This is a genomic window from Ensifer sp. ENS08, from assembly GCF_014852195.1.
Lineage (GTDB): Bacteria > Pseudomonadota > Alphaproteobacteria > Rhizobiales > Rhizobiaceae > Ensifer > Ensifer adhaerens.
On record NZ_JACVBF010000001.1, the window covers coordinates 346,037 to 370,708 of the forward strand.

The 24,672-nt window shown below is 63.2% G+C and carries 23 protein-coding genes; 13 read left to right on the forward strand and 10 right to left on the reverse strand.

Annotated elements, in window-relative coordinates:
• Positions 1 to 4: 4 nt before the first annotated feature.
• A complete protein-coding gene (gene hisS / locus IB272_RS01700) occupies positions 5 to 1,516 on the reverse strand; it encodes a histidine--tRNA ligase (protein WP_060584058.1) in 1,512 nt (503 codons plus the stop codon).
• Between the two features lie 440 nt (positions 1,517 to 1,956).
• Between hisS and IB272_RS01705 the strand changes: the two genes are divergently transcribed.
• Positions 1,957 to 2,385 carry a hypothetical protein gene (locus IB272_RS01705; protein ID WP_060584348.1) on the forward strand — a complete coding sequence of 143 codons (429 nt, stop codon included), beginning with the start codon at positions 1,957 to 1,959 and terminating at the stop codon, positions 2,383 to 2,385.
• Positions 2,386 to 2,493: 108 nt separating this feature from the next.
• Positions 2,494 to 2,880: a DUF305 domain-containing protein gene (locus IB272_RS01710; RefSeq protein ID WP_060584056.1), complete on the forward strand. Its 387-nt coding sequence runs from the start codon at positions 2,494 to 2,496 to the stop codon at positions 2,878 to 2,880.
• 60 nt (positions 2,881 to 2,940) lie between these two features.
• On the opposite strand, the gene IB272_RS01715 is transcribed toward IB272_RS01710, so the two are convergent.
• On the reverse strand, positions 2,941 to 3,585 hold the full coding sequence (locus IB272_RS01715) for a DNA-3-methyladenine glycosylase I (protein WP_060584055.1): 645 nt from the start codon (positions 3,583 to 3,585) through the stop codon (positions 2,941 to 2,943).
• Between the two features lie 256 nt (positions 3,586 to 3,841).
• Here IB272_RS01715 and IB272_RS01720 point away from each other — a divergent pair, with 256 nt between their 5' ends.
• Both IB272_RS01720 and IB272_RS01725 read left to right on the forward strand, forming a co-directional pair.
• Positions 3,842 to 4,615, forward strand: coding sequence for a L,D-transpeptidase (locus tag IB272_RS01720; protein ID WP_034800946.1), 774 nt, complete (start codon positions 3,842 to 3,844; stop codon positions 4,613 to 4,615).
• Positions 4,616 to 4,806: 191 nt separating this feature from the next.
• Positions 4,807 to 5,502: a L,D-transpeptidase gene (locus IB272_RS01725; protein WP_034800943.1), complete on the forward strand. Its 696-nt coding sequence runs from the start codon at positions 4,807 to 4,809 to the stop codon at positions 5,500 to 5,502.
• Between the two features lie 66 nt (positions 5,503 to 5,568).
• On the opposite strand, the gene glcF is transcribed toward IB272_RS01725, so the two are convergent.
• The 4 genes from glcF to IB272_RS01745 all read right to left on the reverse strand — a co-directional run bounded on the left by glcF (position 5,569) and on the right by IB272_RS01745 (position 10,035).
• Complete coding sequence (glcF, locus tag IB272_RS01730) at positions 5,569 to 6,864, reverse strand: glycolate oxidase subunit GlcF (protein WP_113135449.1); 1,296 nt, start codon at positions 6,862 to 6,864, stop codon at positions 5,569 to 5,571.
• Positions 6,865 to 6,975: 111 nt separating this feature from the next.
• Positions 6,976 to 7,356 carry a membrane protein gene (locus IB272_RS01735; RefSeq protein WP_034800937.1) on the reverse strand — a complete coding sequence of 127 codons (381 nt, stop codon included), beginning with the start codon at positions 7,354 to 7,356 and terminating at the stop codon, positions 6,976 to 6,978.
• Between the two features lie 31 nt (positions 7,357 to 7,387).
• A complete protein-coding gene (gene glcE / locus IB272_RS01740) occupies positions 7,388 to 8,599 on the reverse strand; it encodes a glycolate oxidase subunit GlcE (RefSeq protein WP_060584052.1) in 1,212 nt (403 codons plus the stop codon).
• On the reverse strand, positions 8,596 to 10,035 hold the full coding sequence (locus tag IB272_RS01745; RefSeq protein ID WP_060584051.1) for an FAD-linked oxidase C-terminal domain-containing protein: 1,440 nt from the start codon (positions 10,033 to 10,035) through the stop codon (positions 8,596 to 8,598). The genes glcE and IB272_RS01745 overlap by 4 nt, the downstream gene beginning before the upstream one ends.
• A 106-nt stretch (positions 10,036 to 10,141) precedes the next feature.
• Between IB272_RS01745 and IB272_RS01750 the strand changes: the two genes are divergently transcribed.
• Entirely contained in the window at positions 10,142 to 11,038 is an 897-nt protein-coding gene (locus tag IB272_RS01750; protein ID WP_034800931.1) for a LysR family transcriptional regulator, read from the forward strand.
• Between the two features lie 72 nt (positions 11,039 to 11,110).
• Here IB272_RS01750 and IB272_RS01755 read toward each other — a convergent pair whose 3' ends face one another.
• Positions 11,111 to 12,385 (reverse strand): DUF3422 family protein, encoded by a 1,275-nt coding sequence (locus tag IB272_RS01755; RefSeq protein WP_034800929.1) that lies wholly within the window; start codon positions 12,383 to 12,385, stop codon positions 11,111 to 11,113.
• A gap of 286 nt (positions 12,386 to 12,671) precedes the next feature.
• Between IB272_RS01755 and IB272_RS01760 the strand changes: the two genes are divergently transcribed.
• The 6 genes from IB272_RS01760 (at position 12,672) to IB272_RS01785 (ending at position 19,246) form a co-directional block, all read left to right on the forward strand.
• Positions 12,672 to 13,460: a FadR/GntR family transcriptional regulator gene (locus IB272_RS01760; RefSeq protein WP_089044715.1), complete on the forward strand. Its 789-nt coding sequence runs from the start codon at positions 12,672 to 12,674 to the stop codon at positions 13,458 to 13,460.
• A 313-nt stretch (positions 13,461 to 13,773) separates the two neighbouring features.
• Entirely contained in the window at positions 13,774 to 14,280 is a 507-nt protein-coding gene (locus IB272_RS01765; protein ID WP_060516578.1) for an NUDIX hydrolase, read from the forward strand.
• 137 nt (positions 14,281 to 14,417) lie between these two features.
• Positions 14,418 to 15,923 carry an inorganic phosphate transporter gene (locus IB272_RS01770; RefSeq protein WP_060584345.1) on the forward strand — a complete coding sequence of 502 codons (1,506 nt, stop codon included), beginning with the start codon at positions 14,418 to 14,420 and terminating at the stop codon, positions 15,921 to 15,923.
• 11 nt (positions 15,924 to 15,934) lie between these two features.
• Positions 15,935 to 16,672, forward strand: a complete 738-nt coding sequence (locus tag IB272_RS01775; RefSeq protein WP_060584049.1) for a 16S rRNA (uracil(1498)-N(3))-methyltransferase — start codon at positions 15,935 to 15,937, stop codon at positions 16,670 to 16,672.
• A gap of 243 nt (positions 16,673 to 16,915) precedes the next feature.
• On the forward strand, positions 16,916 to 18,289 hold the full coding sequence (locus IB272_RS01780) for a glutamate--cysteine ligase (RefSeq protein ID WP_034800925.1): 1,374 nt from the start codon (positions 16,916 to 16,918) through the stop codon (positions 18,287 to 18,289).
• A 126-nt stretch (positions 18,290 to 18,415) separates the two neighbouring features.
• The gene (locus IB272_RS01785; RefSeq protein ID WP_060516453.1) at positions 18,416 to 19,246 is read left to right on the forward strand and encodes a DUF937 domain-containing protein; all 831 of its coding nucleotides are present in this window, start codon (positions 18,416 to 18,418) and stop codon (positions 19,244 to 19,246) included.
• 301 nt (positions 19,247 to 19,547) lie between these two features.
• Here IB272_RS01785 and IB272_RS01790 read toward each other — a convergent pair whose 3' ends face one another.
• Complete coding sequence (locus IB272_RS01790; protein ID WP_034800920.1) at positions 19,548 to 19,844, reverse strand: DUF1127 domain-containing protein; 297 nt, start codon at positions 19,842 to 19,844, stop codon at positions 19,548 to 19,550.
• Between the two features lie 207 nt (positions 19,845 to 20,051).
• Between IB272_RS01790 and IB272_RS01795 the strand changes: the two genes are divergently transcribed.
• On the forward strand, positions 20,052 to 21,002 hold the full coding sequence (locus IB272_RS01795) for a LysR substrate-binding domain-containing protein (RefSeq protein ID WP_034800917.1): 951 nt from the start codon (positions 20,052 to 20,054) through the stop codon (positions 21,000 to 21,002).
• Between the two features lie 92 nt (positions 21,003 to 21,094).
• Here IB272_RS01795 and katA read toward each other — a convergent pair whose 3' ends face one another.
• Positions 21,095 to 22,579 (reverse strand): catalase KatA, encoded by a 1,485-nt coding sequence (gene katA / locus IB272_RS01800; RefSeq protein ID WP_060584047.1) that lies wholly within the window; start codon positions 22,577 to 22,579, stop codon positions 21,095 to 21,097.
• 184 nt (positions 22,580 to 22,763) lie between these two features.
• Between katA and IB272_RS01805 the strand changes: the two genes are divergently transcribed.
• The gene (locus tag IB272_RS01805) at positions 22,764 to 23,675 is read left to right on the forward strand and encodes a hydrogen peroxide-inducible genes activator (protein WP_060584046.1); all 912 of its coding nucleotides are present in this window, start codon (positions 22,764 to 22,766) and stop codon (positions 23,673 to 23,675) included.
• Positions 23,676 to 23,687: 12 nt separating this feature from the next.
• On the opposite strand, the gene IB272_RS01810 is transcribed toward IB272_RS01805, so the two are convergent.
• The gene (locus IB272_RS01810; protein ID WP_060584044.1) at positions 23,688 to 24,563 is read right to left on the reverse strand and encodes a dienelactone hydrolase family protein; all 876 of its coding nucleotides are present in this window, start codon (positions 24,561 to 24,563) and stop codon (positions 23,688 to 23,690) included.
• Positions 24,564 to 24,672 lie beyond the last annotated feature (109 nt).

Sequence of the window (24,672 nt, forward strand, 5' to 3'; positions counted from 1 at the left end):
GTCGTCAGCCCCTTGCCCGATCCTCGGCCTGTGCCGCCAGCATCTCGCGTACCTTTTCGACCAGTTCGGCCGTCGGCACGGAAACCTGGGCCACGCGCGCCTCGCGCCAGGCCGCATTGTCCTCGATCTCACCCGACAGGCGCTTGCCCTCGATCAGATCCTTGATCTGCACGACACCGGCGGCGCGCTCGTCGCCACCCTGGATGATGGCGAGCGGCGAGCCACGGCGGTCGGCATATTTCAGCTGATCGCCAAAGTTCTTCTTGTTGCCCTGGTACATTTCGGCGCGGATGCCGGCATGGCGGAGCTGCTGCACGAAACGCTGGTAATGGCCCATCGCCTCGATGTCGCGGTCCATGACGCAGACGACAACAGGCGCGAGCACGTCAGATGCACCGAGCTTGCCGAGGTTCTTCAGCGCCGTCATAAGGCGGGAAACGCCGATCGAGAAACCGGTCGCCGGGACCGGCTGCCCCATGAAACGCGATACGAGACCGTCGTAGCGACCACCACCGCCGACCGAACCGAAGACGACCTTTTCGCCCTTCTCGTTGGTGACGGCAAACTGCAGCTCGGCCTCGAAGACGGGGCCGGTATAATATTCGAGACCACGCACGACCGAGGGGTCGATCTTGATGCGGTCAGCCTCGTAGCCGGCGCTCAGGACCAGGCTGCGGATGGTGTTGAGTTCCTCGACACCTTCGCCGCCTTTGGCGGTGCCTGAAACGAGCGCCGCCAGTTCGTCGGCACTTTCGGCATAATTCTGGATGCCGACGAAGAACAGGACCTTGTCGATCTGCTCGCCATTGAGGCCCGCACCCTTGGTGAAGTCGCCGCTTTCGTCCTTGCGGCCTTCGCCGAGCAGGAGCCTGACGCCTTCGGGGCCGAACTTGTCGAGCTTGTCGATGGCGCGCAGCACCGTCAGGCGGGCATTGACCTTGTCGTCGCCGCCAAGACCGATCGCCTCCATGACGCCGTCGAGCACCTTGCGGTTGTTGACGCGGATCACGTAGTCGCCGCGCGCAATGCCAAGGGCTTCCATGGTGTCGGCCATCATCATGCACATTTCGGCGTCCGCCTGGACGCCGGCGGCACCGACGGTGTCGGCATCGAACTGCATGAACTGGCGGAAGCGGCCCGGGCCAGGCTTCTCGTTGCGGAAGACGTAGCCGGCGCGATAGGTGCGGAACGGCAGCTGGATCTCGTTGAAGTTCTCGGCGACGTGACGGGCGAGCGGCGCCGTCAGGTCGTAGCGCAGCGACATCCACTGGTCGTCGTCATCGGTCAGCGAGAAGACGCCTTCGTTCGGCCGGTCGCTGTCGGGCAGGAACTTACCGAGCGCATCGGTGTATTCGAACAGCGGTGTTTCGACCGGGTCGAAACCATAATGCTCGTAGACCGCCCGGATCTTGCCGATCATTTCGTCCGTCGCGCGGATATCGGCAGCGGAGCGATCGACGAAGCCGCGCGGAAGACGCGCCTTGAGCTTCTGCGGTTTCTTCTGTTTCTCGGTCATGGGAGCATTCCGGACTGTCTCTTGTTGGCTGCTTTCCCTATCGGATCAAGTGGGGGGCGGCAAGGGTTTGCACCGCGCAAAGCGTTCGCCCGGGCCATGCGCCGGCGCTTTGCGTCAAAGCCTAGCACGGGTGAGCTTCGCGTCATCGGGATCGACACGCACCATCGCGACGCGTCGGGGAGGACTTGACCTCAACCACAAGGCGCATTAGACGATATGCAATCACTAAAAGTTTATCGCCTGACCGATCGACGACGTTCCGGCTGCACCGATGATCGTCTATCTTCGCGGCCAAGGGCCGAGTACCTACAAACGAGTTTTCGATGCAATGACTGCATCGGGAAAACACTTCAATGGCAAACAACGCATCGAAGCGCCTTGCGGCAGTGGCGGTCTCCGGTAACGAGACATCACGTCCGCGCGGCGAGAAGAAGGGCATCATGTTGAGGTTCATGACACCTGGCTCGGGAGCCATCCAACCCGGGCACCTCGGGGCGCATTCGGCCTGGATGGACCACCTCGATGAAAGCGACTATTTCGTGGAGACATGGCGCTGCGATCTGGCCAGCGGCGTCTTTCATCTGGGCGAGCGAACCGCCGCCCTGCTTGGCGCTTCCAACCGCTCCTGCGGCATCGTCGATCTGGTGCGTGCCTATGACAGCCGGGATCGCGTGACAGTGCTCAACATCCTCGAGCAGGCAACCGCGTCGCCGTCTTCGTTCTGCTTCACGGCGCTCGTGCGCTTGACAAGTTTGAAGGCGGCACAGCTTTTCTGCGTCGGCCGGTCGTCGCTCGACGCGTCCACCGGCGAAAACATGCTGCAGGGCATTTTCGCCTTTCCGCGCGAGCGTCCGGCGCTTGACGCCTGAACGGACGGGTTGAATCCGCAGCCAGCCCTTCCCTAGATTGATGGAGTGCCAAGAATCCGGCCACGGCCGGCCTCTTGGCACGAGACATCAGATAAGGAAGGAAACACCATGTCGCTGAAACTGCTGATCGCCGCCCTCGCGCTTTCCGCCTGCCTCGGCTTTCCTGCGTTGGCAGAGGAGTCCGGACACGGCAGCATGCACCATGGAGCGACCGAAACCGCGATGCCGAAGGGCGACAATTCGCCTTCGAGCAAAGCCTTCGCCGAAGCCAATGCCCGCATGCACAAGGACATGGACATCACCTACACCGGCAAGGCGGACATCGACTTCGTGCGCGGCATGATCGCCCACCATCAGGGCGCGATCGACATGGCGAAGGTGGAGCTCGAATACGGTAAGGACGAAACGCTGCGCAAGCTGGCCGAAGAGGTCATCAAGGCGCAGGAAGGCGAGATCAGGACGATGAAGGCGTGGCTCGCCAAGAACGGCGGCTGAACCCGCAGTCCCAACGCCACCGGCAAACACCCGTCGTCAGGCAGACGACGGGCGCACTCATCAGGCGACGCGGGCCTGGGGCCTTGCAAGCTTGCCACGCAACTCCTCGACGACCGTGCGGCAGTGGCAGCCTTCGATGTGATCGTTGACGAGGCCCATGGCCTGCATGAAGGCGTAGATCGTCGTCGGGCCGACGAAGGTCCAGCCGCGCTTCTTCAAATCCTTGGAAATGCGGGTCGAGGTCGGGGTCGTCGGATTGGCGACGATCGCTTCATAGGTCACCACCTGCGGACGCTCGGCTGCCTGCGGCTCATAGGACCAGAAATAGGCCGCCAGCGAACCGAACTCTTGCTTCAGTTCCTGGGCGCGGCGCGCGTTGTTGATCGTCGAGACGATCTTGCCGCGATGACGCACGATGCCTGTATCGGCAAGGCAACGCTCGATTTCCGCGTCGCCGAACGTTGCGACCGCGTCGAAATCGAAACCGGCGAAGGCGGCGCGAAACGCCTCGCGCTTGCGCAGGATCGTCAGCCAGGACAGGCCGGACTGGAAACCTTCCAGGCAGATCTTCTCGAAAAGCCGACGGTCGTCGGTGACCGGGCGCCCCCATTCCTCGTCATGGTAGCGACGATAATCGTCGAGATTTCCCTGCCAGGCGCAACGCAAAAATCCGTCCTCACCGATCACAATGCCCTTGGCCGTCATCGCCCTCTTTGCTCCATCCTGCTCATTTTCCTGCCTTTACCATTTGCAAACCAGATTCCTAAAGCAGCGGATAACCCTACCCAAAGCTTTATCGGCGCCATCGGCTTTTAACGAGGCACCGTTTACCATTCGGTCGCCCTCCAAATGACACGATTGCCCCCATTGCCAAGGCGCAACCCGTCCGTTCGAGCATTCCGCTCACCGGCAGACTGCGCCCCCTTCAGTGATTTTCGGCGAAAGGTAGCGAGTCCGTCCGATGTTGAAAAAGTCTCTTCTTATAGCCGCCTCTCTTCTGACCCTCGTGGCTGGCCCGGCCGGAGCGCAGGACCGGTATCAGAACAGGCCGCCCGTCGTCGTCAGTCCCGACCTCACCGCCCCCTGGGTGATGCAGCTCGGCGGACAGCAGGCGCGCACGCGGCAGGTGATCTACCGGCAGCAGATTCCGCAGGCCACCCGAAAACAGTTCTATCAGCAGGGACAGGTCGCGAAACCTCAGGTCAAGCGCCGCGCCGTCAATCCTCTGATCCAGCCGGCCAATGCCATGCGCGCCCAGCGGCCGGTGAAATCGAAATTCGATCCGCAGTACCTGCCGCAGACGGTCGCCTATGAGAGCAAGGAAAAGCCGGGCACGATCGTCATCGATACCAACAACCGCTTCCTCTATCTGGTGACCGGCAACGGTGAGGCACGGCGCTATGGCGTCGGTGTCGGCAAGCCGGGCTTCGAATGGGCCGGCGCCCACAAGGTCACCCGCAAGGCGGAATGGCCGAGCTGGACGCCGCCGCAGGAGATGATCACCCGCGAGGCGGCCAAGGGCCATTACCTGCCGGCCCGCATGGACGGCGGCCCGGAAAATCCGCTCGGCGCACGCGCCATGTATCTCGGCTCGACGCTGTACCGCATCCACGGCACCAACGCCCCCTGGACGATCGGCTATGCCGTTTCCTCCGGCTGCATCCGCATGCGCAACGAAGACGTTGTCGATCTTTACGAGCGCGTGAAAGTGGGCACGAAGGTTATCGTCATCTAATTGCAGCACTGCATAGAATATTCCCCTCTCCTCACCCGTGTTGCTGTTGCCTATGCGTGATTTTCAGGCAACAGCAGCGTAAGGACAGGCCAGTTTTGTGATCACGTTTGATCTACCGGATGTATCGCGGGCTTGAACTTCGATGCGTTTTGCATAGCCTGCCTGCAACGAGGGTTTAGAGGGAATCGTAAATGAAGCGTCATGCCAGCAAAGTGGTCGCAATCGCGATTGCGACCAGCACTATTCTTGTGGCCGCCAGCGCCTCGGCTTTCACGCCGGCGCCCGTAGCAGGCCCCAAGATCCAGTCGTCAGACATTGTACTCGTGGCCACTCCGAAGAAGCCGGCAAAACAATACTGGCGCACCAAGGTTCGCTTCCGCACCGACGAAGCCCCCGGCACGATCATCGTCGATACCAACAACAAGTTTCTCTACTACATCGACGGCCCGAACCGCGCGACGCGCTACGGCATCGGCGTCGGCCGGGACGGCTTCGGCTGGTCGGGTGTCGTGAAGGTTGGCCGCAAGGCCGAATGGCCGACCTGGACGCCGCCGGCCGAAATGCGCCGCCGCGAGGCCGCCAAGGGCCGCATCCTGCCGATCACCCAGGAAGGCGGCATCGACAACCCGCTCGGCGCCCGCGCCATGTATCTCTACAAGGGCGGCCGCGACACGATCTTCCGTATCCACGGTACCAACCAGCCCTGGACCATCGGCCAGAACATGTCGTCCGGCTGCATCCGCATGATGAACGAGGACGTGGAGCATCTCTACGACCGCGCTGACGTCGGCACGAAGGTCATCGTCATCGGCCCCGGCAGCAAGGCCGGCGACACCTATTTCGACGATCGCGGCGTCGACATCTTCCGCCAGATCTTTGGCGGCTGAGGACTCCGAAACTTCCACCCACCAAAAAGGCCGGCTCCCGAAAGGTGGCCGGCCTTTTGCTTTGCCTCAGAGCCCCTCAGGCTTTGCCCCGCCATAGGCCCAGTCGAGCAATTCGACCGTATGCAGGATGGGGATTTTGGTGCCGCTGGCGATCTGGGTGATGCAGCCGATGTTGCCGGTCGCAATCGCATCCGGCTTCGTTGCCTCGATGTTCCTGACCTTGCGCGCCTTCAGCTTGGCCGAGATTTCCGGCTGCAGGATGTTGTAGGTACCGGCCGAACCGCAGCAGAGATGGCCCTCGGCCGGATCGCGCACGACGAAGCCGGCGCGCTTCAGAAGCTGCTTCGGCGCAAGCGTGATCTTCTGGCCGTGCTGCATCGAACAGGCGGAATGGTAGGCGAGCGTCATGCCGCGCGCCTCCTGTTCCGGCAGGTCGAGGGTCGCCAGATACTCGGTGATGTCCTTGGCCAGCGCCGAGACCCGTGCGGCCTTTTCCGCATAGGCGGGATCGAGCCTGAGCATGTGGCCGTAGTCCTTGATCGTCGTTCCGCAGCCCGAAGCGGTGATGACGATGGCGTCGAGTCCACCTTCGTCGGCGACCTTGAGCCAGGCATCGACGTTGCGGCGCGCGGCTTCGAGCGCCTGGTTCTCGCGGCCCATGTGATGCACCAGCGCGCCGCAGCAGCCCTCGCCAGCCGAAACGACCACCTCCACACCAAATCGTGTCAGAAGCCGGATCGTCGCCTCGTTGATTTCCGGCTTCAGCACGGGCTGGGCGCAGCCGCTGAGCAGCGCAACGCGGCCGACACGCTTGTCCTTGGGCGCATGAACGCCGGGTGTGGCCGAAGCCGAGGGCTCCGCCACGACGGCGGGCGCCAGATCGAGCATCACGCCAAAGGTTTTCAGGAAGGCGACGCGCTTCATCAGTCCGGCGAGCGGCCGGGCAAGGCCGGCTGCCTTCAGCGACAGGCGAAAGCGGTGCGGATAGGGCAGCACGGCTGCGAGCACGGAACGCGCCAGCCGGTCCTTGAACGGGCGGCGATAGGTGTTTTCGATATGCACACGGGCATGGTCGACGAGATGCATGTAGTCGACGCCGGAGGGACAGGTGGTGGTACAGGCGAGGCACGACAGACAGCGGTCGATATGGGTGACCGTTTCCTTGTCGGCCGCCCGGCCGTTCTCCAGCATGTCCTTGATGAGATAGATACGCCCACGCGGGCTATCGAGCTCGTCGCCGAGCGTCACATAGGTCGGACAGGTCGCGGTGCAGAAGCCGCAATGCACGCACTTGCGCAGAATGGCCTCGGATTCGGCCACGTGCGGATCGGCGAGCTGCGCGGCGGTAAAATTGGTCTGCAAGTGCGAACTCCACTCTTCGTCCTGCGGAACCGGGCGCTTCGCGCCGCGGTCGATTGCAACATTCTGTTTTCAGCTTCCTTCGACCTTGCCGGTCTCCGGTTGCATACCGGCCTAAACCATCCAGCCCTCGGGATTGGTGATCGGCTCTTCGCGCGCGGCCCTTTGCAGGCCGACGACGCAGCGCACGACGATCCAGACAGCGGTGGCGATGAAGCCGAGGATGCCGACAAGCACCACCGTCAGCAACAGCGAGATCAACAGGAACAGCAGCGATATCCAGAAGGTCCGGATCGCCCAGACATAGTGCGTCTGGACCCACGGCGCGCCCTTGCCACGATTGAGATAGGCCATGACGACGCCGATGATCGGCGTGATGCCCACCGCAAACCCGACGAGATAAAGGACATAGATCACCTGCACGTTGATCTTGCCCGGCTCCAGCCAGCGATCGGTCTCCCGGGAGAACGGTGTCTGCGGACCCTTATCGCTCATGATTGTCTCTCCTGTTCCCTTGCGAATGCGCTCAGGAAATCGCGGCCATGCGGCCGGGATTGAAGATCCGGTGCGGGTCGAACTTCGCGCGCACGCGCTCGCTCAACTGTGCCACGGGCAAGGGTTGCGGTTCAAACGATGAAACGGCCTGACGGTAGCTGTCATCGGCCCTGACGAGGGTCGCGTGGCCGCCGCCGAGAACCTTGATGTAACGGCGCACCAGTTCCGCCTCGGGATCGGCCTCCATGCGCAACCATACGAGACCGCCCTGCCAGTCGTAGAAAGCGTCGACGCCGGTCTGCAGCCGCAGTGCTGCTACCAGTTGATGGCCAAGCGACGGGGCGACGGACGCGCGCCAGAGCGGCTTCCTGGTACCGTCGGCATAGGGTTTGACGTCGCGGATCTCCGTCCAAAGCCTTGCTGTTTGCGATGCATCAAGCCGCGTCACCGCGCCGAAGCGGCCGACTGCCTTTGTCAGCTTTTCAGCCCTGATCGCAACGGATGCCTCCAGCCCTTCGAGCCTAAGCACGGTGACTGCACCATCCGGAAGGTTGCCATCCAGGAACCGTCCGCGCACGCTCTCGGGCAGATGCGCCGCGCCGGAAACCTCAGTTGTCTGCGCCATTGCCTCGGCCATGACCGCCGCCGCCTCGGCATCGTTGAGCCCGGAGACGACGATGGTCTCCGACGCCGGCGGCAGCGGCAGGACGCGGAAGGTGACTTCGGTGAGGATGCCGAGCGTGCCATGCGAGCCAGCCAAAAGCTTGACCAGATCGAGACCGGTGACGTTCTTCATCACACGCCCGCCGGCCTTGATCGCCTCGCCTTCGCCGTTGACGAAACGCACACCGAGCAGGCTGTCGCGGGCGGCACCGGCGACATAGCGCCTGGGGCCGGACACGTTGGCGGCAAAGACCCCGCCGATCGTCGGCTCACCCGAGGAGGCGAAGATCGGCCGGTGATCCATCGGCTCGAAGGCGAGCATTTGCCGGTTTTCGGCCAATGCCTCGCCGATCTCGCGCAGTGGCGTTCCCGCAAGCGCGGTAATCGTCATTTCGGCCGGATTGTAGCTGACGATGCCGGAAAGGCGGCGGGTCGACAGCACCCGATCGGCACGCACAGGATTGCCGAGGCCGGAGCGCGTGTTGCCGCCGATCACTGTGAGCGACGCCTTGTCCGCCGCCATGGCGCGAACGACAGTCGCAATCCCCTCTTCGCTGGCCGGTTCGAAATGCACGATCATGCGGCGGGACGCCCTTTAAGAGGGAAGACCTTGGACGGGTTCAGGATCCATTGCGGATCGAAGGCAGCGCGCGCCGCCATCTGCTGGTCGAGGTCGATCTGGTTGTACTGATGCAGCATGAGATCCCGTTTTTCGATGCCGACGCCATGCTCGCCGGTGAGGCAGCCACCCGCGTCGACGCAAAGCTTCAGGATATCGTTCCCGGCAGCCTCGGCGCGCGCCGCATCCTCCGGGTCGTTGATGTTGTACAGGATCAGCGGATGCATGTTGCCGTCGCCGGCGTGGAAGACATTGGCGACGCGCAGGCCGTAGCTCGCGACGATCTCACCGGTGCGGGCAAGCACATGGGAGAGTTGGCTGAGCGGCACGGTGCCGTCCATGCAGATATAGTCGGCGATGCGGCCGGTGGCGCCGAAGGCGGATTTCCGGCCTTTCCAGATCGCGGCCGCCTCCATGGCCGACTGGCATTCCTTGATGGTCGCGACCCCGTGACGGCGCGCGACCGCGACGATGCTCGCGAGCATCGCATCCATCTCCGGCTCGGAGCCTTCGACCTCGACGATCAGTAGCGCTTCGACATCGAGCGGGTAGCCGGCGTGGGCGAAGGCTTCGCAGATCTCGATCGCCGGCTTGTCCATGAACTCGATCGCGACGGGAATGATGCCGGAACCGATGACATCAGCGACGCAGGCGCCGGCCGCCTCCGACGAGGCAAAGCCGAAGAGCACCGGGCGGGCTCCCTCCGGTTTGGCGATCAACCGCACCGTCGCCTCGGTGACGATACCGAGCTGGCCTTCCGAGCCGCAGACGAGGCCAAGCAGATCATAGCCCGCCGCATCCAGCGCCTTGCCGCCGAGATCGACGACGGTGCCATCGAACAGCACCATCTTCACGCCGAGCAGATTGTTGGTGGTGACACCGTATTTCAGGCAATGAGCACCGCCGGAATTCATGCCGATGTTGCCGCCGATCGTGCAGGCGAGCTGCGAGCTCGGGTCGGGTGCATAAAAGAAGCCATCGGCGGAAACCGCCTCGGAGATGTTGAGGTTGGTAACGCCCGCCTGAACGGTGGCGGTGCGATTGAAAAGGTCGACATCGAGGATGCGCGACATCTTCGAGAGGCCGATGACGACCGCATCCTCTTGTGGGATGGCACCGCCCGAAAGCGAGGTACCGGCCCCGCGCGGCACGACCGGAACGCCGTAGCGGCTGCAGTATTTCAGGAGCGCGGCCACCTGTTCGGTGGTTTCCGGCAAGGCGACCGCCAGGGGCATGCGGCGATAGGCGATGAAGGCATCAGTCTCGAACGGCTTCAGTCCGCGCTCGTCGCTGATCAGACAGCCCTCGGGCAGCAGGTCCGAGAGGTCGGCGATAATCTCGCGGCGCCGGGCGATAACCTCTGGTTTCGGCTGCAGAAAACCGATTGTCTCCGCCATCAGCTCCTCCCGCCGCGTATCGATTGGTTCATTTTCTTTACCACTAGGACAGAGGCCTCGCAAATGCTATTGAGCTTTTCCGTTTTGGAAATAATGGCAACGATTGATGACGAATTTAGGCGATCTTGAGATTTTTGCACGGGTCGTTTCCACCGGCAGTATGTCGGCAGCGGGGCGGGCGCTGGGGTTTTCCCCAGCTGTGATCTCCAAGCGCATCAAGAGACTCGAAGACCGGCTCGGCACGCGCCTCCTTCAACGCACGACGCGCCAGATTTCGCTGACGGAAGCCGGCCAGGGCTTCTACGACCGGGTGCTCGGCATTCTGACCGGCATCGAGGAGGCGGAAGCCTATGCGTCGGGTCGCTCGTCGCATGCGCTCGGGGTGCTGCGGATATCGGCGCCCACCTCCTTCGGCCGCATGCACATCGCGCCGCATCTGACCAAGTTCATGAAGGACCATCCGGATCTGAAATTGCACATCGTGCTGACGGACGAATTCACCGACATCGTTGCGGAAGGCTTCGACATGGCGGTCCGGATCGGCGAACTGGTGGATTCGTCGCTCGTCGCCCGTAAGCTTGCCCCCGTCCGCCGGCTGCTCTGCGCCTCGCCGGACTACATCGCCCGCAACGGCGCACCGAAAGAGATCGGCGACCTCGCCAACCACCTCTGCCTGCCGGCGCATAACAACGACAATTGGAAGCTCGAAGGGCCGGAGGGCGCGCTGGTCTGGCACCCGGAAGGGCCGCTCGTTACCAATTCCTCGGAGATTGTGCGCGCCGCCGTCATCGCCGGAGCCGGCGTTGCACTGCGCTCCACCTGGGATATCGGCCCGGAATTGCGCAGCGGCCAGCTGGTGCAGGTGCTACCGCAATGGGAAGGTTCGAAGCAGCTGACGCTTTCGGCCGTCTACCCAAGCCGCCAGTTCCTCCCGGCCAAGGTGCGCCTCTTCATCGACTATCTCGCCGAACTCTACGGACCGATCCCCTATTGGGAGCAGTAGGCGAACCGGCCTGGCATCTTTGTTTTCCGCAATTCCGGACGCAAAACCGCTGCACACTTTTGCTGGAATTGCTTACTTATGCTCGCTGTCCTCGTGGTGGCGGCGAATGCGGCGCACGATCAGCCAGACCCCGGCAACGGCGAAGGGCACGGCAAGCCCGGTCAAGAGACCGGGATCGATCGGCAGCTCGTGGCTGACCGCCTTGGCGAGATAGCCGAACAGCCCGACCACGTAATAGGAGATGGCGGCGACCGACAGGCCTTCGACGGTCTGCTGCAGGCGCAACTGCAACCTGGCGCGCCGGTCCATCGAGTTCAAAAGCGCGCTATTCTGCCGTTCAAGCTCGACATCGACCCAGCTTCGAAGCAGCGCCGTGGCGCGGGCGAGCTTGCGCGACAGGTTCGCCTGGCGCTCCTCGACCGACTGGCAGGTGCGCATGGCCGGCGCCAAACGTCGTTCGAGGAAGGTGCCGATGGTCTCGTAGCCTGGCACCGGCGTTTCGGCGAGCGTGCGGATGCGCTCCTGGACGATGCCGTAATAGGCGCGGCTGGCGCCGAAGCGATAGAGGCTGAGCGCGGCACCGGCCTCGAGATCGGCCGCGAGCCGAGTGATCTCGGCCAACATGTCGTCGGCCTCCTCGCGCACGTTTTCCTTCATGCGCTGGGTCACCGCCGTCAACCCGTCCTCCGTCCGGCGGATTTCCGGCGACAGCGACTGCGCAAGCGGCAGGCCCATCATCGCCAGCGTCCGGTAGGTTTCGATATCGAGCAAGCGCTGGACGAGAGCGCCGGTACCGGCTTCCGTCATGCCGCGATCGATCACCAGGATCTGCGTCAGGCCGTCACCGTTCTGGCGGAAGTCGGTGACGATCACCGCCTGGCCGTTCTTGGTCTCGCTGTAACAGAGGCTCGTCGGATCGAAGAGGCCGATGGCCTCGCGGGTCTCGGGCGTATCCGGCCGGATCTCGAGGCGGATGCCGGAGATCAGAGAGCCGGGCGGCGAAAAGCCGTCGCCGAACGGATGGATCGGCACATCGCCGCCGAATTTCTCCGGCGGCGGCGCGTCCCAGAAATAGGTGGAGAATTCGGTATGACGCTCCCAGCGCAGCGTGCCCTGCCCCCAAGGCATCGCGTGATGGTTGGCGTCACGGCCGGGCGGCGCGATGCCGCGGGCCCGCGAAAGCTCCGACAGCACGGCGTGATCGACGATCGAGCCACCATCTGTCAGGAAGGCGAGCTGAAAGATCACCCGCGGCGTGGTCACCAGCGCATAGGGACGCGAATGAACCTCGCCCAAGGCCAAAGCGCGCATCGGCGCCACCGGAAATGCAAAACTACCCTTTGCCATGAAGCGCCTTGTCCCCCTCACGCGTTCATCACAACTTTCTTATCAACGGAAAGAGCAAAAGAACAAAGGACGCATTGCCGCAGTTTGACTTTTGTCAGTCGCATCCAATCGGACGCACCCAAGTGGACAATCAAATTGACCACTTTGCGCGACCTGCCTAGATTGCGGCGCTGACAGGAAGCGGCGCTGAGCATCGACGCTCCTTTCGCCCTTGCCGCATGCAAACCGACCACATTCGCGATTTAGGGCAAACCCGGCCGAAATCCTCGTGATCTGGAGACCAGACGTGACCGAAGACCAGATCGACCTTTTCGCCCGTATCAGCCATAGCCGCACGGCGGACGAGGTCGTGCAGCAGATCGAGCTTTTGATCCTCGAAGGCGTATTGCGCGACGGCGACCGTCTGCCCGGCGAGCGGGAACTCTCCAAGCGCTTCGACGTGTCGCGGCCGATCCTGCGCGAGGCGCTGAAGGAACTCGAAGGGCGTGGCCTGGTCGAAAGCCGCCACGGCGGTGGCACCTTCGTCGCCGACGTCGTCGGGCAGATCTTTTCCAGGCCGCTGATCGACCTCATTGCGCGCCATCACAAGGCAACCCAGGATTACCTCGAATACCGGCGCGAGCTTGAGGGGCTGACAGCGGAACTCGCCGCCACCCGCGCGACGGATTACGACCGGGACATCCTGACACGGATCATCGAGCGCATGCGCAGAGCGCACGGCGCCGGCGATTTTGACGCCGAACTCGAAGCTGATATCGAACTGCATCAGGCGATCGGCGAAAGCGCCCACAACATCATTCTCTTGCATACGCTGCGCGCCTGCTACCGGCTGCTGCAGCAGGGCATATTCTTCCATCGCAATTCGGTCTTCGATGCGCCGGGGGCGCGCGACCGGCTTCTTGTGCAGCACGAAGCGATCTACGAGGCGATCATGGCAAGGGATCCGGCGAAGGCGAAAGCCGCCTCGCAGAGCCATATCGACTTCGTCGCCGCCGCCACCCGCGAGGCGGAACGCACCGGAGAATGGAACCGCATCGCCCGCCTGCGCATGCAGCAGCGCGACCGCGCGAACTGACAGATCGGGCCCGCGCCCGTCCCCCGGCTCTACCCTGCAGCCGCCTCTCCGGTCGGAATCAATCGCCCTTGCGATCTCGAACCGTTCCACCCCGAAACCAATCGTGATCCGACGACAACGTATGGCTGTCGGTCGGTTTGCAAATATGCCGCGAAAACACCATATCCTGTCGTATCCGGACCACAGTTCTGCGGAAAGCAAACCGCATATCCGGCTGCCGAATGCCCGCGACATTTACACGCTGCAGGACGCTGCCATACTGGCCGGCAAAGCAATTAAAGCCACTGATTCGCCGAGAGGAGCACCGACGACCTTGAACTTCTTGAACAGGCTCGCATCCGATGTCCAATTGATGCTGCGTCGACCGGCGCGCATGCAGTATGCCGCGCTCTGCTATCGGATCCGCAAGAAGACCAAGGCCCTCGAAATCCTCCTGATCACCAGCCGCGATACCGGCCGCTGGGTCATTCCCAAGGGATGGCCGATGCAGGGCAAGCGCGCCCATGAAGTGGCCGAGCGCGAAGCCTACGAGGAAGCCGGCGTCAAGGGGCATGTGCAGAAGGCGACCGCCGGCTACTATCTCTACCAGAAGCGCATGGATCACGGGCTGAAGATTTCGGTCAAGGTGCAGGTGCACGCGTTGGAAGTCGACGATCTCTGCAAGCACTTCCCCGAGGAAGGGCGCCGACAGCTCGAATGGGTCGACTACAAGGAAGCGGCCTCGCGGGTTGCCGAACCGTCTCTGAAAGATCTCATCCTTGCCTTCGGTGAACGCATGGGGAGCGCGTCGAGCCCGATGCCGAAGGCTGTGAACGGCTAGCCTTTTCAAGCATTCCAAGAGCATTCGACGCCGCCAGACGCGGGTTCCCGGCCTGCGCCATACGGATGTCCATCAAATCCACTTGAATGCGTGTCGCTGTGGCCTTAGTGGCCGTCGTGACAATGGAGTTCCAGGTAGTGGCACAGCCGCGCATACGCCTCGCAAAACAAACGATCGACAAAGACCTCGACAAGCTCAGCCTTGCCGAAGAGGCGTCGCAACATGTCAAGCGCAGCCTTGCGGCACCTGCGCTCGCCGGGCTGTTCCTGCTCTTGAGCATGGCCTTCGCCGCGAGCTTCGTGACGAGCTCCGCCAGCGCGCCGATCATCATCGCGGCAGCTGCCATTGCCGGCTACATGGCCATGAACATCGGCGCGAACGACGTGACCAACAACGTTGGCGCCGCAGTCGGCGCCAAGGCGATGTCAATGGCGACGGCGCTCACCATCGCCGCGATATTCGAGATCGCCGGGGCGCTGCTTGCCGGCCGGCAGGTCGCGCTGACGATCGAGGCGGGCATCGTCTATGGCGAAGACGTGCTTGGACCACAGGCAATCGTCTGGATCATGATGTCGGCACTCGCTTCCGCGGCGGCCTGGATCAACATCGCCACCTATTCCGGGGCGCCGGTCTCGACCACGCACTCGATCATCGGCGGCATCGTCGGCGCCGGCATCGCGGCGGCCGGCTTCTCGAGCGTGCAATGGTGGTCGCTCGCCGGCATCACGCTCAGTTGGTCGGTCTCGCCGCTACTCGGCGGCGCCATCGCCGCAGCCCTCCTCGCTTTCCTCAAGGAATTCATCATCTACCGCGAGGACAAGATCGCCGCGGCCAGGCGATGGATGCCGGTCATCCTTGGCGTCACCGCCGGCTGCTTCATGGCCTATCTCGCGGTGATCGCACTGGTTCAGGTGGCCGCGATCACCATGCCCGTGGGTCTTGCTGCCGGCGGCGTCGCTGGTTTTGCGGTCTATCTGCAGGCAAAGCCCTGGATCGCCAGCCAATCGGAAGGGCTCGAAAACCGCAACCAGTCGCTGCGCCGACTCTTCCGCCTGCCGTTGATCGTAGCGGCGGCACTGCTTTCCTTCGCTCACGGCGCCAACGACGTCTCCAACGCCATCGGTCCCTTGGCCGCGATCGTCTCGGCGCTCGACGGCGTCATCACGACGGACAAATCACCGGCGCCCCTGTGGGAACTTGCGATCGGCGCGCTCGGCATCTCGATCGGTCTGTTGCTTTACGGCCCGAAGCTCATCCGAGTCGTCGGCCAGGAGATCACCAAGCTCAATCCGATGCGCGCTTTCTGTGTGGCACTGGCCACCGCGGTCACCGTGCTGCTGGCATCGGCGCTCGGCCTGCCCATCAGCTCGACGCACACGGCCGTCGGCGCCGTCTTCGGCGTCGGCTTCTTCCGCGAATGGTACATCCGCAATTCCAAGCGGCGGCTCGAATATGTCCGGCAAAAAACGGGACAGGCGGATTTCATGGAATCGGCGGAAACCAACTTTGCCGAGGTGCGGCGCCGGCATCTCGTCCGTCGCTCGCATTTCCTCACCATTATCGGCGCCTGGGTTATCACCGTCCCGGCCTCTGCCGCCCTGTCGGCCGTACTTTATTTCATCCTCTCCGGCATTTTCACCTGAAGGCCTCCTCAATGCGCGCCAATTTTCGCATGCAGCGACTGTTCGTCGAACACCCCTTGAGTGCCGGCTCGGCGCACGAGGCGTCCAAGGAACAGTTCAACTACCTGGTGAACGTGCTGCGCTATGAAGAAGGCGCCTCGATCCTCGCCTTCAACGGGCGCGACGGCGAGTGGCGGGCCGAGCTTTCCTTCGCCAGCAAGAAGCGCTTGGTGCTGACGCCCGTCGAGCAGACGCGCCCCCAGCCGGCGCCTTGCGATCTCGTCTATCTCTTTGCCCCGCTCAAAGTCGGGCGGCTCGACTATCTCGTGCAGAAGGCCGTCGAAATGGGCGCCGGCACTTTGCAGCCGGTCATGACGCAACATGTGCAGGGCAAGCTTGGCAACATCGAGCGGGTTCGCGCCAACGTCATCGAGGCGGCCGAACAATGCGGCGTACTCGGCATTCCCCATGTCGAGGAACCACGCCGGCTCGAAGACCTGCTTGCCACCTGGCAGAGCGACCGGCGCATCATTTTCTGCGACGAAGGCAGCGACAGCCAGAATCCGGTGCCGATCCTCGCCGGCATCAAGGAAAAGAAGCTCGCGCTGTTGATCGGCCCGGAAGGCGGCTTCTCGGAAGCCGAGCGCACACTGCTGCACAGCCTCGATTTCGTCACCGCCATTCCGCTCGGGCCCCGCATCCTCAGGGCCGACACGGCAGCCGTCGCCGCCATGGCGGTCATCCAGGCAACTGTCGGCGACTGGCGATAGCCGGTCGTTCCCGGGCAAATCGGACACCGCTCGCTCCCCTAGAAGGGGACGATCTCTCCGGCAAGGCAGGATTGGGTCACCAGTACCCATTTCCGCGGTGCTTGCTCCAGAGCAAGAAAATGTCCTACTTTTTTTGATGAGATCTTGAAAGAAATTGACTTGCACCGCACCTGATTACGGTTCAAGCAGCCTCCATCAACTCCCGCTAACCTGCGGGAGCCGCCCAAACAAAAGAAGACGCTCATGGCCCGAGATACCACCGACCAGACGCCGGTAACCTCTGTCGCTGACCTGACCGCCTACCTGGCAGAAGGTTCGAAACCGGAGGAGCGGTTCCGGATCGGCACGGAGCACGAAAAGTTCGCCTTCTTTAAGGCGGACAACAGCCCCGTCCCCTATTTCGGCGAGGCCAGCATCCAGGCGCTTCTGAACGGGATGGCGGCGAAAAGCGGCTGGGAACCGATCATCGACGAAGGCAACATCATCGGCCTTGCCGAACAGTCGGGCAATGGCGCGATCTCGCTGGAACCGGGTGGACAGTTCGAACTTTCCGGCGCGCCGCTCGAAAACCTGCACCAGACCTGCAAGGAATCGAACCAGCATCTGGCGGTGCTGCGCGAAGTCGCCGAGCCGCTCGGCATCCGCTTCCTCGGCATCGGCGGCAGCCCCAAGTGGACCTTTGATGAGACCCCGCGCATGCCGAAATCGCGCTACGGCATCATGAGCCGCTACATGCCGAAGGTCGGCACCCAGGGCCTCGACATGATGTATCGCACCTGCACGATCCAGGTGAACCTGGACTTCTCCTCGGAAGAGGACATGCGCCGCAAGATGCAGGTGTCCTTGAAGCTGCAGCCGCTCTCGACCGCGCTGTTTGCAAGCTCGCCCTTTACCGACGGCAAGCCGAACGGGCTTCTCTCCTGGCGCGGCGACATCTGGCGCGACACCGACAACCAGCGCGCCGGCCTGCTGCCGTCCGCCTTCCGTCCCGATTTCGGTTTTGCCGACTATGTGGAGTGGGCGCTCGACGTGCCGATGTACTTCGTCGTGCGCGACGGCCACTACCACGATTGCACCCACATCACCTTCCGCCAGTTCATGGGCGGCGCACTCAAGGGCGAGGTCGCCGACTGGCAGCCGAACATGGGCGACTGGACCAACCATCTCTCGACGCTGTTCCCCGACGTGCGCCTGAAGCGCTTCCTCGAAATGCGCGGCGCCGATGGCGGCCCGTGGCGGCGGATCTGCGCGCTGCCGGCCTTCTGGGTCGGCCTGCTCTACGACCGCGAGGCACTCGACGCCGCCGAGGCACTGACGCGCGACTGGACCTTCGAAGAGGTGAGTGCCATGCGCAACGCCGTGCCGGCTCAGGCGCTTGCCGCCAAGTTCCGCACCGGCACGCTTTACGACGTTGCCCGCGAGGTCATCTCCATTTCGCGCGGCGGTCTGAAGCGCCGCAACAGGCTGAACGGCGATGGTATCGACGAAAGCCAGTTCCTGGCGCCGCTCGACGAGGTGCTGGCCAAGAAGGCAACGCTCGCGGAAGACCTTTTGGCGCTCTACAATGGCCGCTGGAACGGCTCCGTAGACCCGGTCTTTGCCGAGTACCAGTATTAAGGCTCGGACAGGGGCGCGGTGCTCGTCGCGGCCCTCTCAAAAAGCGGTTCCCAGTCCCTGATTTCCCGTTATAGTGCAAGGATATGCGTCGCTTAGAGCGCCGCGCGTCCATAAAGGGGAACTGGGATGGCACCGCTTTTCGACATGTTCGCGCAGGCGCAGAACGGCAAGGCCATCGAGCTGATGGCGCAACAGTTCGGCATCGCCCAGGAGCAGATGACGAAGGCGACAGCGGCGCTGCTGCCGGCCTTCTCGGCGGCTTTCAAGCGCAACACCGCCAACCCCTACGACTTCGGCGCCTTGCTGACGGCGCTCGGCAGCGGCAACTACGCCAAATACTTCGAAGACATGAGCCAGGCCTTCACGCCGCAGGGCATGGCCGACGGCAACGGCGTTCTCGGGCAACTGTTCGGCTCGAAGGAAATGTCGCGCGCGATCGCCGCGCAGGCGGCCCAGGTCACCGGCGTCAGCCAGGAGATCTACAAGCAGATGCTGCCTGTGATGGCCGATACGCTGATGGGCGGGCTGTTCAAGCAGACAACCGGGCAATTTGCCGCCGCAAGCGATGCCTTTGCCAACAACCCGATGGCGACCGCGATGCGGCAATGGATGGAAGCGGCCGGTTTCGCCAAGAAGCCGGAACCGCAGCCGAACCCGTTCGACAACCCCTTCACCCAGGCGATGCAGGGCTTCTTCGGCATGGCCCCGAAGAAGGAAGAGAAGCCGAAGACAGCCGACGTCTTTGCCGACAACCCCTTCGTCAAGGCGTTTCAGGACATGATGCAGGCGGGTGCCGCCGGCGCGCAGAAGCCGGCAGCCGACAATCCGGCGCTGGCCCAATTCTCCCAGGTCATGAACAGCATGTTCGACACCGGGCTGGAGATGCAGAAAGAATACCAGAAGAACGTCGAGGCGCTGTTCGACCTTTACAAGACCGGCCCCGGCACGAAGAGCTGAGGCCAAGCCTCCCCGTCAGCACATCCCGCGCCTCCATCGGACGCAGCGATCGCCCGCGCGTGTGGGCATCAGCGCGTTGTTTCGAACAGCTTTGGAAAGAAAAAGGCCCGGTGCATGTCTTGGTCATGCACCGGGCCAAGCGGCAGGGTCTATTGGCTCTACCCTGCGGGGAACGTTTGGGCGCGCGACCGTTGAGGTCAGCGGCACCGAATTTCGCAGCATGACCCGCGGCGGCGGCAGGCTTTCGCGGATCATGCTCGACTGGCACATCTCAAGCGGCGGGATGCGCCATTGGGGACGATCAGTCGTGGCGGGCCCCTTTGTAGAAGAGGCTCGCCCGGTTTCGCGACGCGCGTGTCAGGTAACTCGCCGGATTGTCGAAGAAGGGCGAGGTAATCGCCTCGCGCACATCTTCGCGTTTCAGCCCCATGTCGAGGAGCTGGCGGTCATCCAGGTCGTTCAGACGGCCGATCGCATAGCGATTTCGGAGGAGCTGCCATACGGACGTTAGCATGCCTGTCACGCCGACGGCGCGGGAGGCATAGGACTGCGTTCCGGCAACGAGGTCGAGATCGAGGGCGTGCTGTGTCGTGCGCATGACAATTTCTCCTTTCAGGCACGAAGAGGCCCATCCCCTGCGGGGAGATCATACGCAGGGGCGGGCCAAAGAGTTTGGGATTCGCCGGCGAAATTGCCGGCCGGGGATCGATGAATTTGCTTCCGATAGATCGCAAATCCTTATTGATCAGTCCAACGAATGTTTTTAATGATATTCATCAAACAATCTTATGGATGCATTACGGCCATGTCCGCACCCCTTGATATCGATCAGCTCCAGACCTTTGTCGCGATCGCCGATACGGGCAGCTTCACCAAGGCGGCCGACCGGGTCTTCAAGACCCAATCCGCCGTTTCCATGCAGATGCGCCGCCTGGAAGAGCGCATCGGCAAGGCGCTGTTCATGAAGGACGGCCGCGGCAACCGGCTCACGGTCGAAGGCGACCGGCTGCTCAATTTCGCGCGCCGGATGATCCGCCTCAACAACGAGGCGATCGCTTCCTTCGACGACAATCGCCTCGAAGGCACGCTCCGGATCGGCACGCCAGACGATTACGCCGACCGCTACATGCCCGAGATCATCATGCGTTTTGCCAAGACGCATCCGAATGTCGAGCTTTACATCATCTGCGAGCCCTCCGTGGACCTCGCCGAGAAGATGGCCAAGGGCGACCTCGACATCGCGCTCGTCACGCACAATCCGCGTGCCCGCGCGTCGGACGTGGTGCGGACCGAACCGCTCTGCTGGGTGAGCTCGATCAACCACCCGCTGCCCGAGAACGCACCGATCCCGCTTGCTGTCGGCCGGCGTGACTGTCTGTGGCGCCAGGCGGCCTGCGCCGCACTCGATGCGACGGGTCGGGAGTACCAGATCCTGTTCACCAGCTGGTCGTCGACGGTCGTCGCCGCCGCGGTGCTGGCCGGCATGGCCGTCTCTGTCCTGCCGGAATCGGCACTTCGCCCGGGCATGAAGGTGCTGACGCTTGCGGACGGCTTCCCGGCCTTGGCGCCGGTGCAGATCGGCATCATGAAGCGTCCGGGCCTTTCGCCCTCGCTTTCGAACGCGATCAGCAACCACATCACCGCCTGCCTCGACAACATCACGCCGATCAGCGCCAACGACGACCTCGAGGCCGACATCAAGGGCTTCCCGCGTTATCCGCGCCTCCGGCAGAGCCATATGCTGCCGGGCTGGTAAGAGCTGCAGAAAGCGGAAAAGGCCACGCACCAAGCCGGTGCGTGGCCTTTTTTTGTCCAGAGATCAGCACGTGGCCGAACTCGATACCGAGTCTATTCGGCTGCCGCGCCGACGGCGTCGGCTTCGTAGCCGTGGGCCGCGTGAAGGGCGGCACGCACACCGGCCTCATAGTCCGGGTGGACGCGCTTGAAGTGCGCAAGCTGGCGCTCGACGATCGGCCCCGGCACGCCGCCCATCGCCGCGGCGATGTTGGAGAACAGGCGCGCCTTCTGGCCGGCATCGAAGAGGTTGAAGAGCGCACGCGGCTGGACGTAGTCGTCGTTGCCTTCGCGGTGGTCGTAGCGGGCCATGTCGCCGCTGATGCGTAGCGGCGGTTCCATCGCGGAGGGCTGCTCGACCGGGCCGTTGAACGAATTCGGCTCGTAATAGGCACTCGGATTGCCGGTCTGAATGCCGCCGAACGTGTTCATCTGGCCATCGCGGTGATAGTGATGCACCGGGCATTTTGGCCGGTTGACCGGAATGTGCTCGTAATGCGTTCCGAGCCGGTAGCGGTGGGCGTCGGCATAGGAGAACAGCCGGGCCTGCAGCATCTTGTCCGGCGAAAAGCCGATGCCGGGCACGATGTTGGACGGCGAGAAGGCGGCGTTCTCGACCTCGGCGAAATAGTTCTCCGGGTTGCGATTGAGCTCCAGCACGCCGACCTCGATCGGCGGATAATCCGCATGCGGCCAGACCTTGGTGACGTCGAAGGGATCATAGGCCGTCTTCTCCGCCTCGAGCTCGGGCATGATCTGCACCTGAAGCGTCCAGCGCGGATAGTTGCGCTGCTCGATCGCGCCATAGAGCGCTTCCTGGTAGCTCTCGCGCGTCCGGCCGATCACGTCGGCAGCCTCGGCGTTTGTGTAGTGCTTGTGGCCGTGTTGGGTCTTGAAATGGAACTTGACCCAATAGCGCTCGCCGGCGTCGTTCCAGAACGAGAAGGTGTGCGAGCCGTAGCCGTTCATGTGCAGCGGCGACACCGGACATCCGCGATCGGACATCAGGATCGTGACCTGATGCAGGCTTTCCGGCGACAGCGACCAGAAATCCCACATCGCGGTCGCCGAACGCAGGTTGGTCTTCGGGTGGCGCTTCTGGGTGTGGATGAAGTCCGGGAACTTGTAAGCGTCGCGAACGAAGAAGATCGGCGTGTTGTTGCCGACGAGGTCCCAATTGCCCTCGGGCGTATAGAATTTCAGCGCGAAGCCGCGCACGTCGCGCTCGGCGTCGGCAGCACCCAGTTCACCGGCAACAGTCGAGAACCGCGCCAGCATCGGCGTCTCGGCGCCGGGCTGCAAAACCTTGGCCTTGGTGTATTTCGAGATGTCGCCGGTGATCTTCAGCGTGCCATAGGCGCCCCAACCCTTGGCGTGAACGGCACGCTCGGGAATGCGCTCGCGGTTTTGATGCGACAGCTTCTCGATAAGCTGATAGTCCTGCATCATGACGCCGCCGCGCGGGCCGGCCGTCAGCGAATTCTGGTTGTCCGGCACCGGGGCTCCGGCACTCGTCGTCAATATGGGTCGATCAGACATCGCGTCCTCCTGTCAAAGGGTTTCGCGTCCGGGTGGTCGCACAGGACCGACGGCAGCCACGGCGACTACCAGCCGCAACCTGCGCGGCGATCAAAGCCCGAACGCTCTGGCAGAAGGTTTTTCCCACAGCGCTTCGATAATCTCCAATTGCATAAAAATTAAAAATCGATAATATTTTCCTATCATGCTTACACTCAGACAAATGCGCTATTTCGAGGCGCTTGCCGCCGCTCGCCACTTCGGCAAGGCGGCCGAACTCGTCCATGTCAGCCAGCCGGCGCTCTCTGCCCAGATCATGGAAATGGAAAACCACCTGGGCGTGAAGCTGGTGGAGCGTAGCCGCAGCGGCGTCTTCCTCACGCGCAAGGGCGAAGAAGTGCTGGCCCGCACCCGCGCCATCCTTGCCGAGGTGGATCAACTGGAGATGAGCGCGCGCACCAGTTCCGGCACGCTCGAAGGTCGGATCCGCATCGGCGTCATCCCGACGCTGGCGCCCTATCTCGTGCCGCGGCTGGTGCCGCACCTGCGCCGTGTCTATCCGGCGATCGAGATCGAACTGAAGGAGTCGGTGACATCAAGACTGGTCGCCGATCTCGGCGAGGGCCTGCTCGATGCCGTTGTCGCCGCCTTGCCGATCGAAACAGACGGCCTTTCGACGAAGCCGCTCTTCTCCGACCGTTTCTACATGGCAATGGCGGACGACGAGCGAAACATCCTGATGTCGCCACTGACCGAAGACCAGGTGGATGTCGAACAGCTGCTCCTGCTTGAGGAAGGCCACTGCCTGCGCGACCAGGCGCTTGCCGTCTGCAGCACGGCGGGCAAGCGGCGCCTGGTCTCGTTCGGAGCGACCTCGATGACGACGCTCCTGCAGATGGTCGCCAACGGCATGGGCATGACGCTGATCCCTGAGATTGCCATTGCGACCGAGGCAGCGCGCAACTCGATCCGGATCGTGCCCTTCGCCGCTCCCGAGCCGGCGCGCGAGATCGGCCTCGTCTGGCGGCGCAGCAGTCCGCGCGAGCGCGACATGGAAGCGCTCGCAGCGGCGATCAGCGGTTGCGCCGACGACATTCTTCAGGCGGCTGCCGCCTGAGTCCGGCAAAGCTCAGGCGAGCTTGGCCTTCAGGAACTCGACCGTCCGGCTCCAGGCAAGGTCCGCTGCGGCCTTGTCATAGCGCGCAGCCGAGGTGTCGTTGTTGAAGGCGTGGTTGACGCCGTCATAGACGTAGATGGTCGCGTCCTTGCCATCGTCCTTCAACGCCTTCTGGTAGGCCTCGATACCGGCATTGATGCGCTCGTCGAGCCCGGCATAGTGCAGCAGCAGCGCCGCCTTGATCTTCGGCACGTCCTCCGCCTTGGGCTGGGCGCCGTAATAGGCGACGCCGGCCTTCAGGTCCGGCGAGCCGACCGCAAGCCGATTGACGAGACCACCGCCCCAGCAGAAGCCGATGGCGCCGACCTTGCCGGTCGATTGCGCATGTCCTTCGAGAAACGCCACAGTCGCAGCCGCATTCGCCGTCGTCGCGGCCGCATCGAGCGCGCCAATCATCTCGCGCGCCTTGTCCTCGTCCGTCGGCGTGCCGCCCGCAGGCGACAGGAAATCCGGCGCCAGCGCCAGGAAGCCTTCGAGCGCCATCCGCCTGGCGACGTCGCGGATATGCGGGTTGAGCCCGCGGTTCTCGTGAATGACGATGACGGCCGGCAGCTTGCCGCTCACCTCTGCCGGGCGAACGAGGTAGCCTTTCATGTCGCCGCCGGCGCCAGGATAGGTAATGTCCTCGGCGCTGACGCGGCTATCGGTCGGGGCGACGATTTCCGCCTTGGCGCCGCTGGCGGCAAGCAGCGGCGCAATCGCGGCGGCTGCGGCGGCAGAGCCTGCCAGGCCGGTGAGCTTTTCCATGAAACGACGGCGATCGAGGGTCAGATGCGTGTACTCGTCGTAGGCGTCGATCATCGCCTGCGTGATTTTCGGTTCCTGCATGCCAGCCTCCTTCGGTTCTTATCTCCCGCGGCGGCAGACAGAACCGCCCGCGACAGAATAAGTCGGCGGGCGGTCTCGAACATACAAACTTGCGTTACTGCCGCGTGTT

Excerpts from the sequence above, each read along its gene's own strand:
- hisS (WP_060584058.1), bottom strand. The coding sequence starts at position 1,516 with ATGACCGAGAAACAGAAGAAACCGCAGAAGCTCAAGGCGCGTCTTCCG.
- IB272_RS01705 (WP_060584348.1), top strand. The coding sequence starts at position 1,957 with ATGTTGAGGTTCATGACACCTGGCTCGGGAGCCATCCAACCCGGGCAC.
- IB272_RS01710 (WP_060584056.1), top strand. The coding sequence starts at position 2,494 with ATGTCGCTGAAACTGCTGATCGCCGCCCTCGCGCTTTCCGCCTGCCTC.
- IB272_RS01715 (WP_060584055.1), bottom strand. The coding sequence starts at position 3,585 with ATGACGGCCAAGGGCATTGTGATCGGTGAGGACGGATTTTTGCGTTGC.
- IB272_RS01720 (WP_034800946.1), top strand. The coding sequence starts at position 3,842 with ATGTTGAAAAAGTCTCTTCTTATAGCCGCCTCTCTTCTGACCCTCGTG.
- IB272_RS01725 (WP_034800943.1), top strand. The coding sequence starts at position 4,807 with ATGAAGCGTCATGCCAGCAAAGTGGTCGCAATCGCGATTGCGACCAGC.
- IB272_RS01735 (WP_034800937.1), bottom strand. The coding sequence starts at position 7,356 with ATGAGCGATAAGGGTCCGCAGACACCGTTCTCCCGGGAGACCGATCGC.
- glcE (WP_060584052.1), bottom strand. The coding sequence starts at position 8,599 with ATGATCGTGCATTTCGAACCGGCCAGCGAAGAGGGGATTGCGACTGTC.
- IB272_RS01745 (WP_060584051.1), bottom strand. The coding sequence starts at position 10,035 with ATGGCGGAGACAATCGGTTTTCTGCAGCCGAAACCAGAGGTTATCGCC.
- IB272_RS01750 (WP_034800931.1), top strand. The coding sequence starts at position 10,142 with ATGACGAATTTAGGCGATCTTGAGATTTTTGCACGGGTCGTTTCCACC.
- IB272_RS01755 (WP_034800929.1), bottom strand. The coding sequence starts at position 12,385 with ATGGCAAAGGGTAGTTTTGCATTTCCGGTGGCGCCGATGCGCGCTTTG.
- IB272_RS01775 (WP_060584049.1), top strand. The coding sequence starts at position 15,935 with ATGCGCGCCAATTTTCGCATGCAGCGACTGTTCGTCGAACACCCCTTG.
- IB272_RS01780 (WP_034800925.1), top strand. The coding sequence starts at position 16,916 with ATGGCCCGAGATACCACCGACCAGACGCCGGTAACCTCTGTCGCTGAC.
- IB272_RS01785 (WP_060516453.1), top strand. The coding sequence starts at position 18,416 with ATGGCACCGCTTTTCGACATGTTCGCGCAGGCGCAGAACGGCAAGGCC.
- IB272_RS01790 (WP_034800920.1), bottom strand. The coding sequence starts at position 19,844 with ATGCGCACGACACAGCACGCCCTCGATCTCGACCTCGTTGCCGGAACG.
- IB272_RS01795 (WP_034800917.1), top strand. The coding sequence starts at position 20,052 with ATGTCCGCACCCCTTGATATCGATCAGCTCCAGACCTTTGTCGCGATC.
- katA (WP_060584047.1), bottom strand. The coding sequence starts at position 22,579 with ATGTCTGATCGACCCATATTGACGACGAGTGCCGGAGCCCCGGTGCCG.
- IB272_RS01805 (WP_060584046.1), top strand. The coding sequence starts at position 22,764 with ATGCTTACACTCAGACAAATGCGCTATTTCGAGGCGCTTGCCGCCGCT.
- IB272_RS01810 (WP_060584044.1), bottom strand. The coding sequence starts at position 24,563 with ATGCAGGAACCGAAAATCACGCAGGCGATGATCGACGCCTACGACGAG.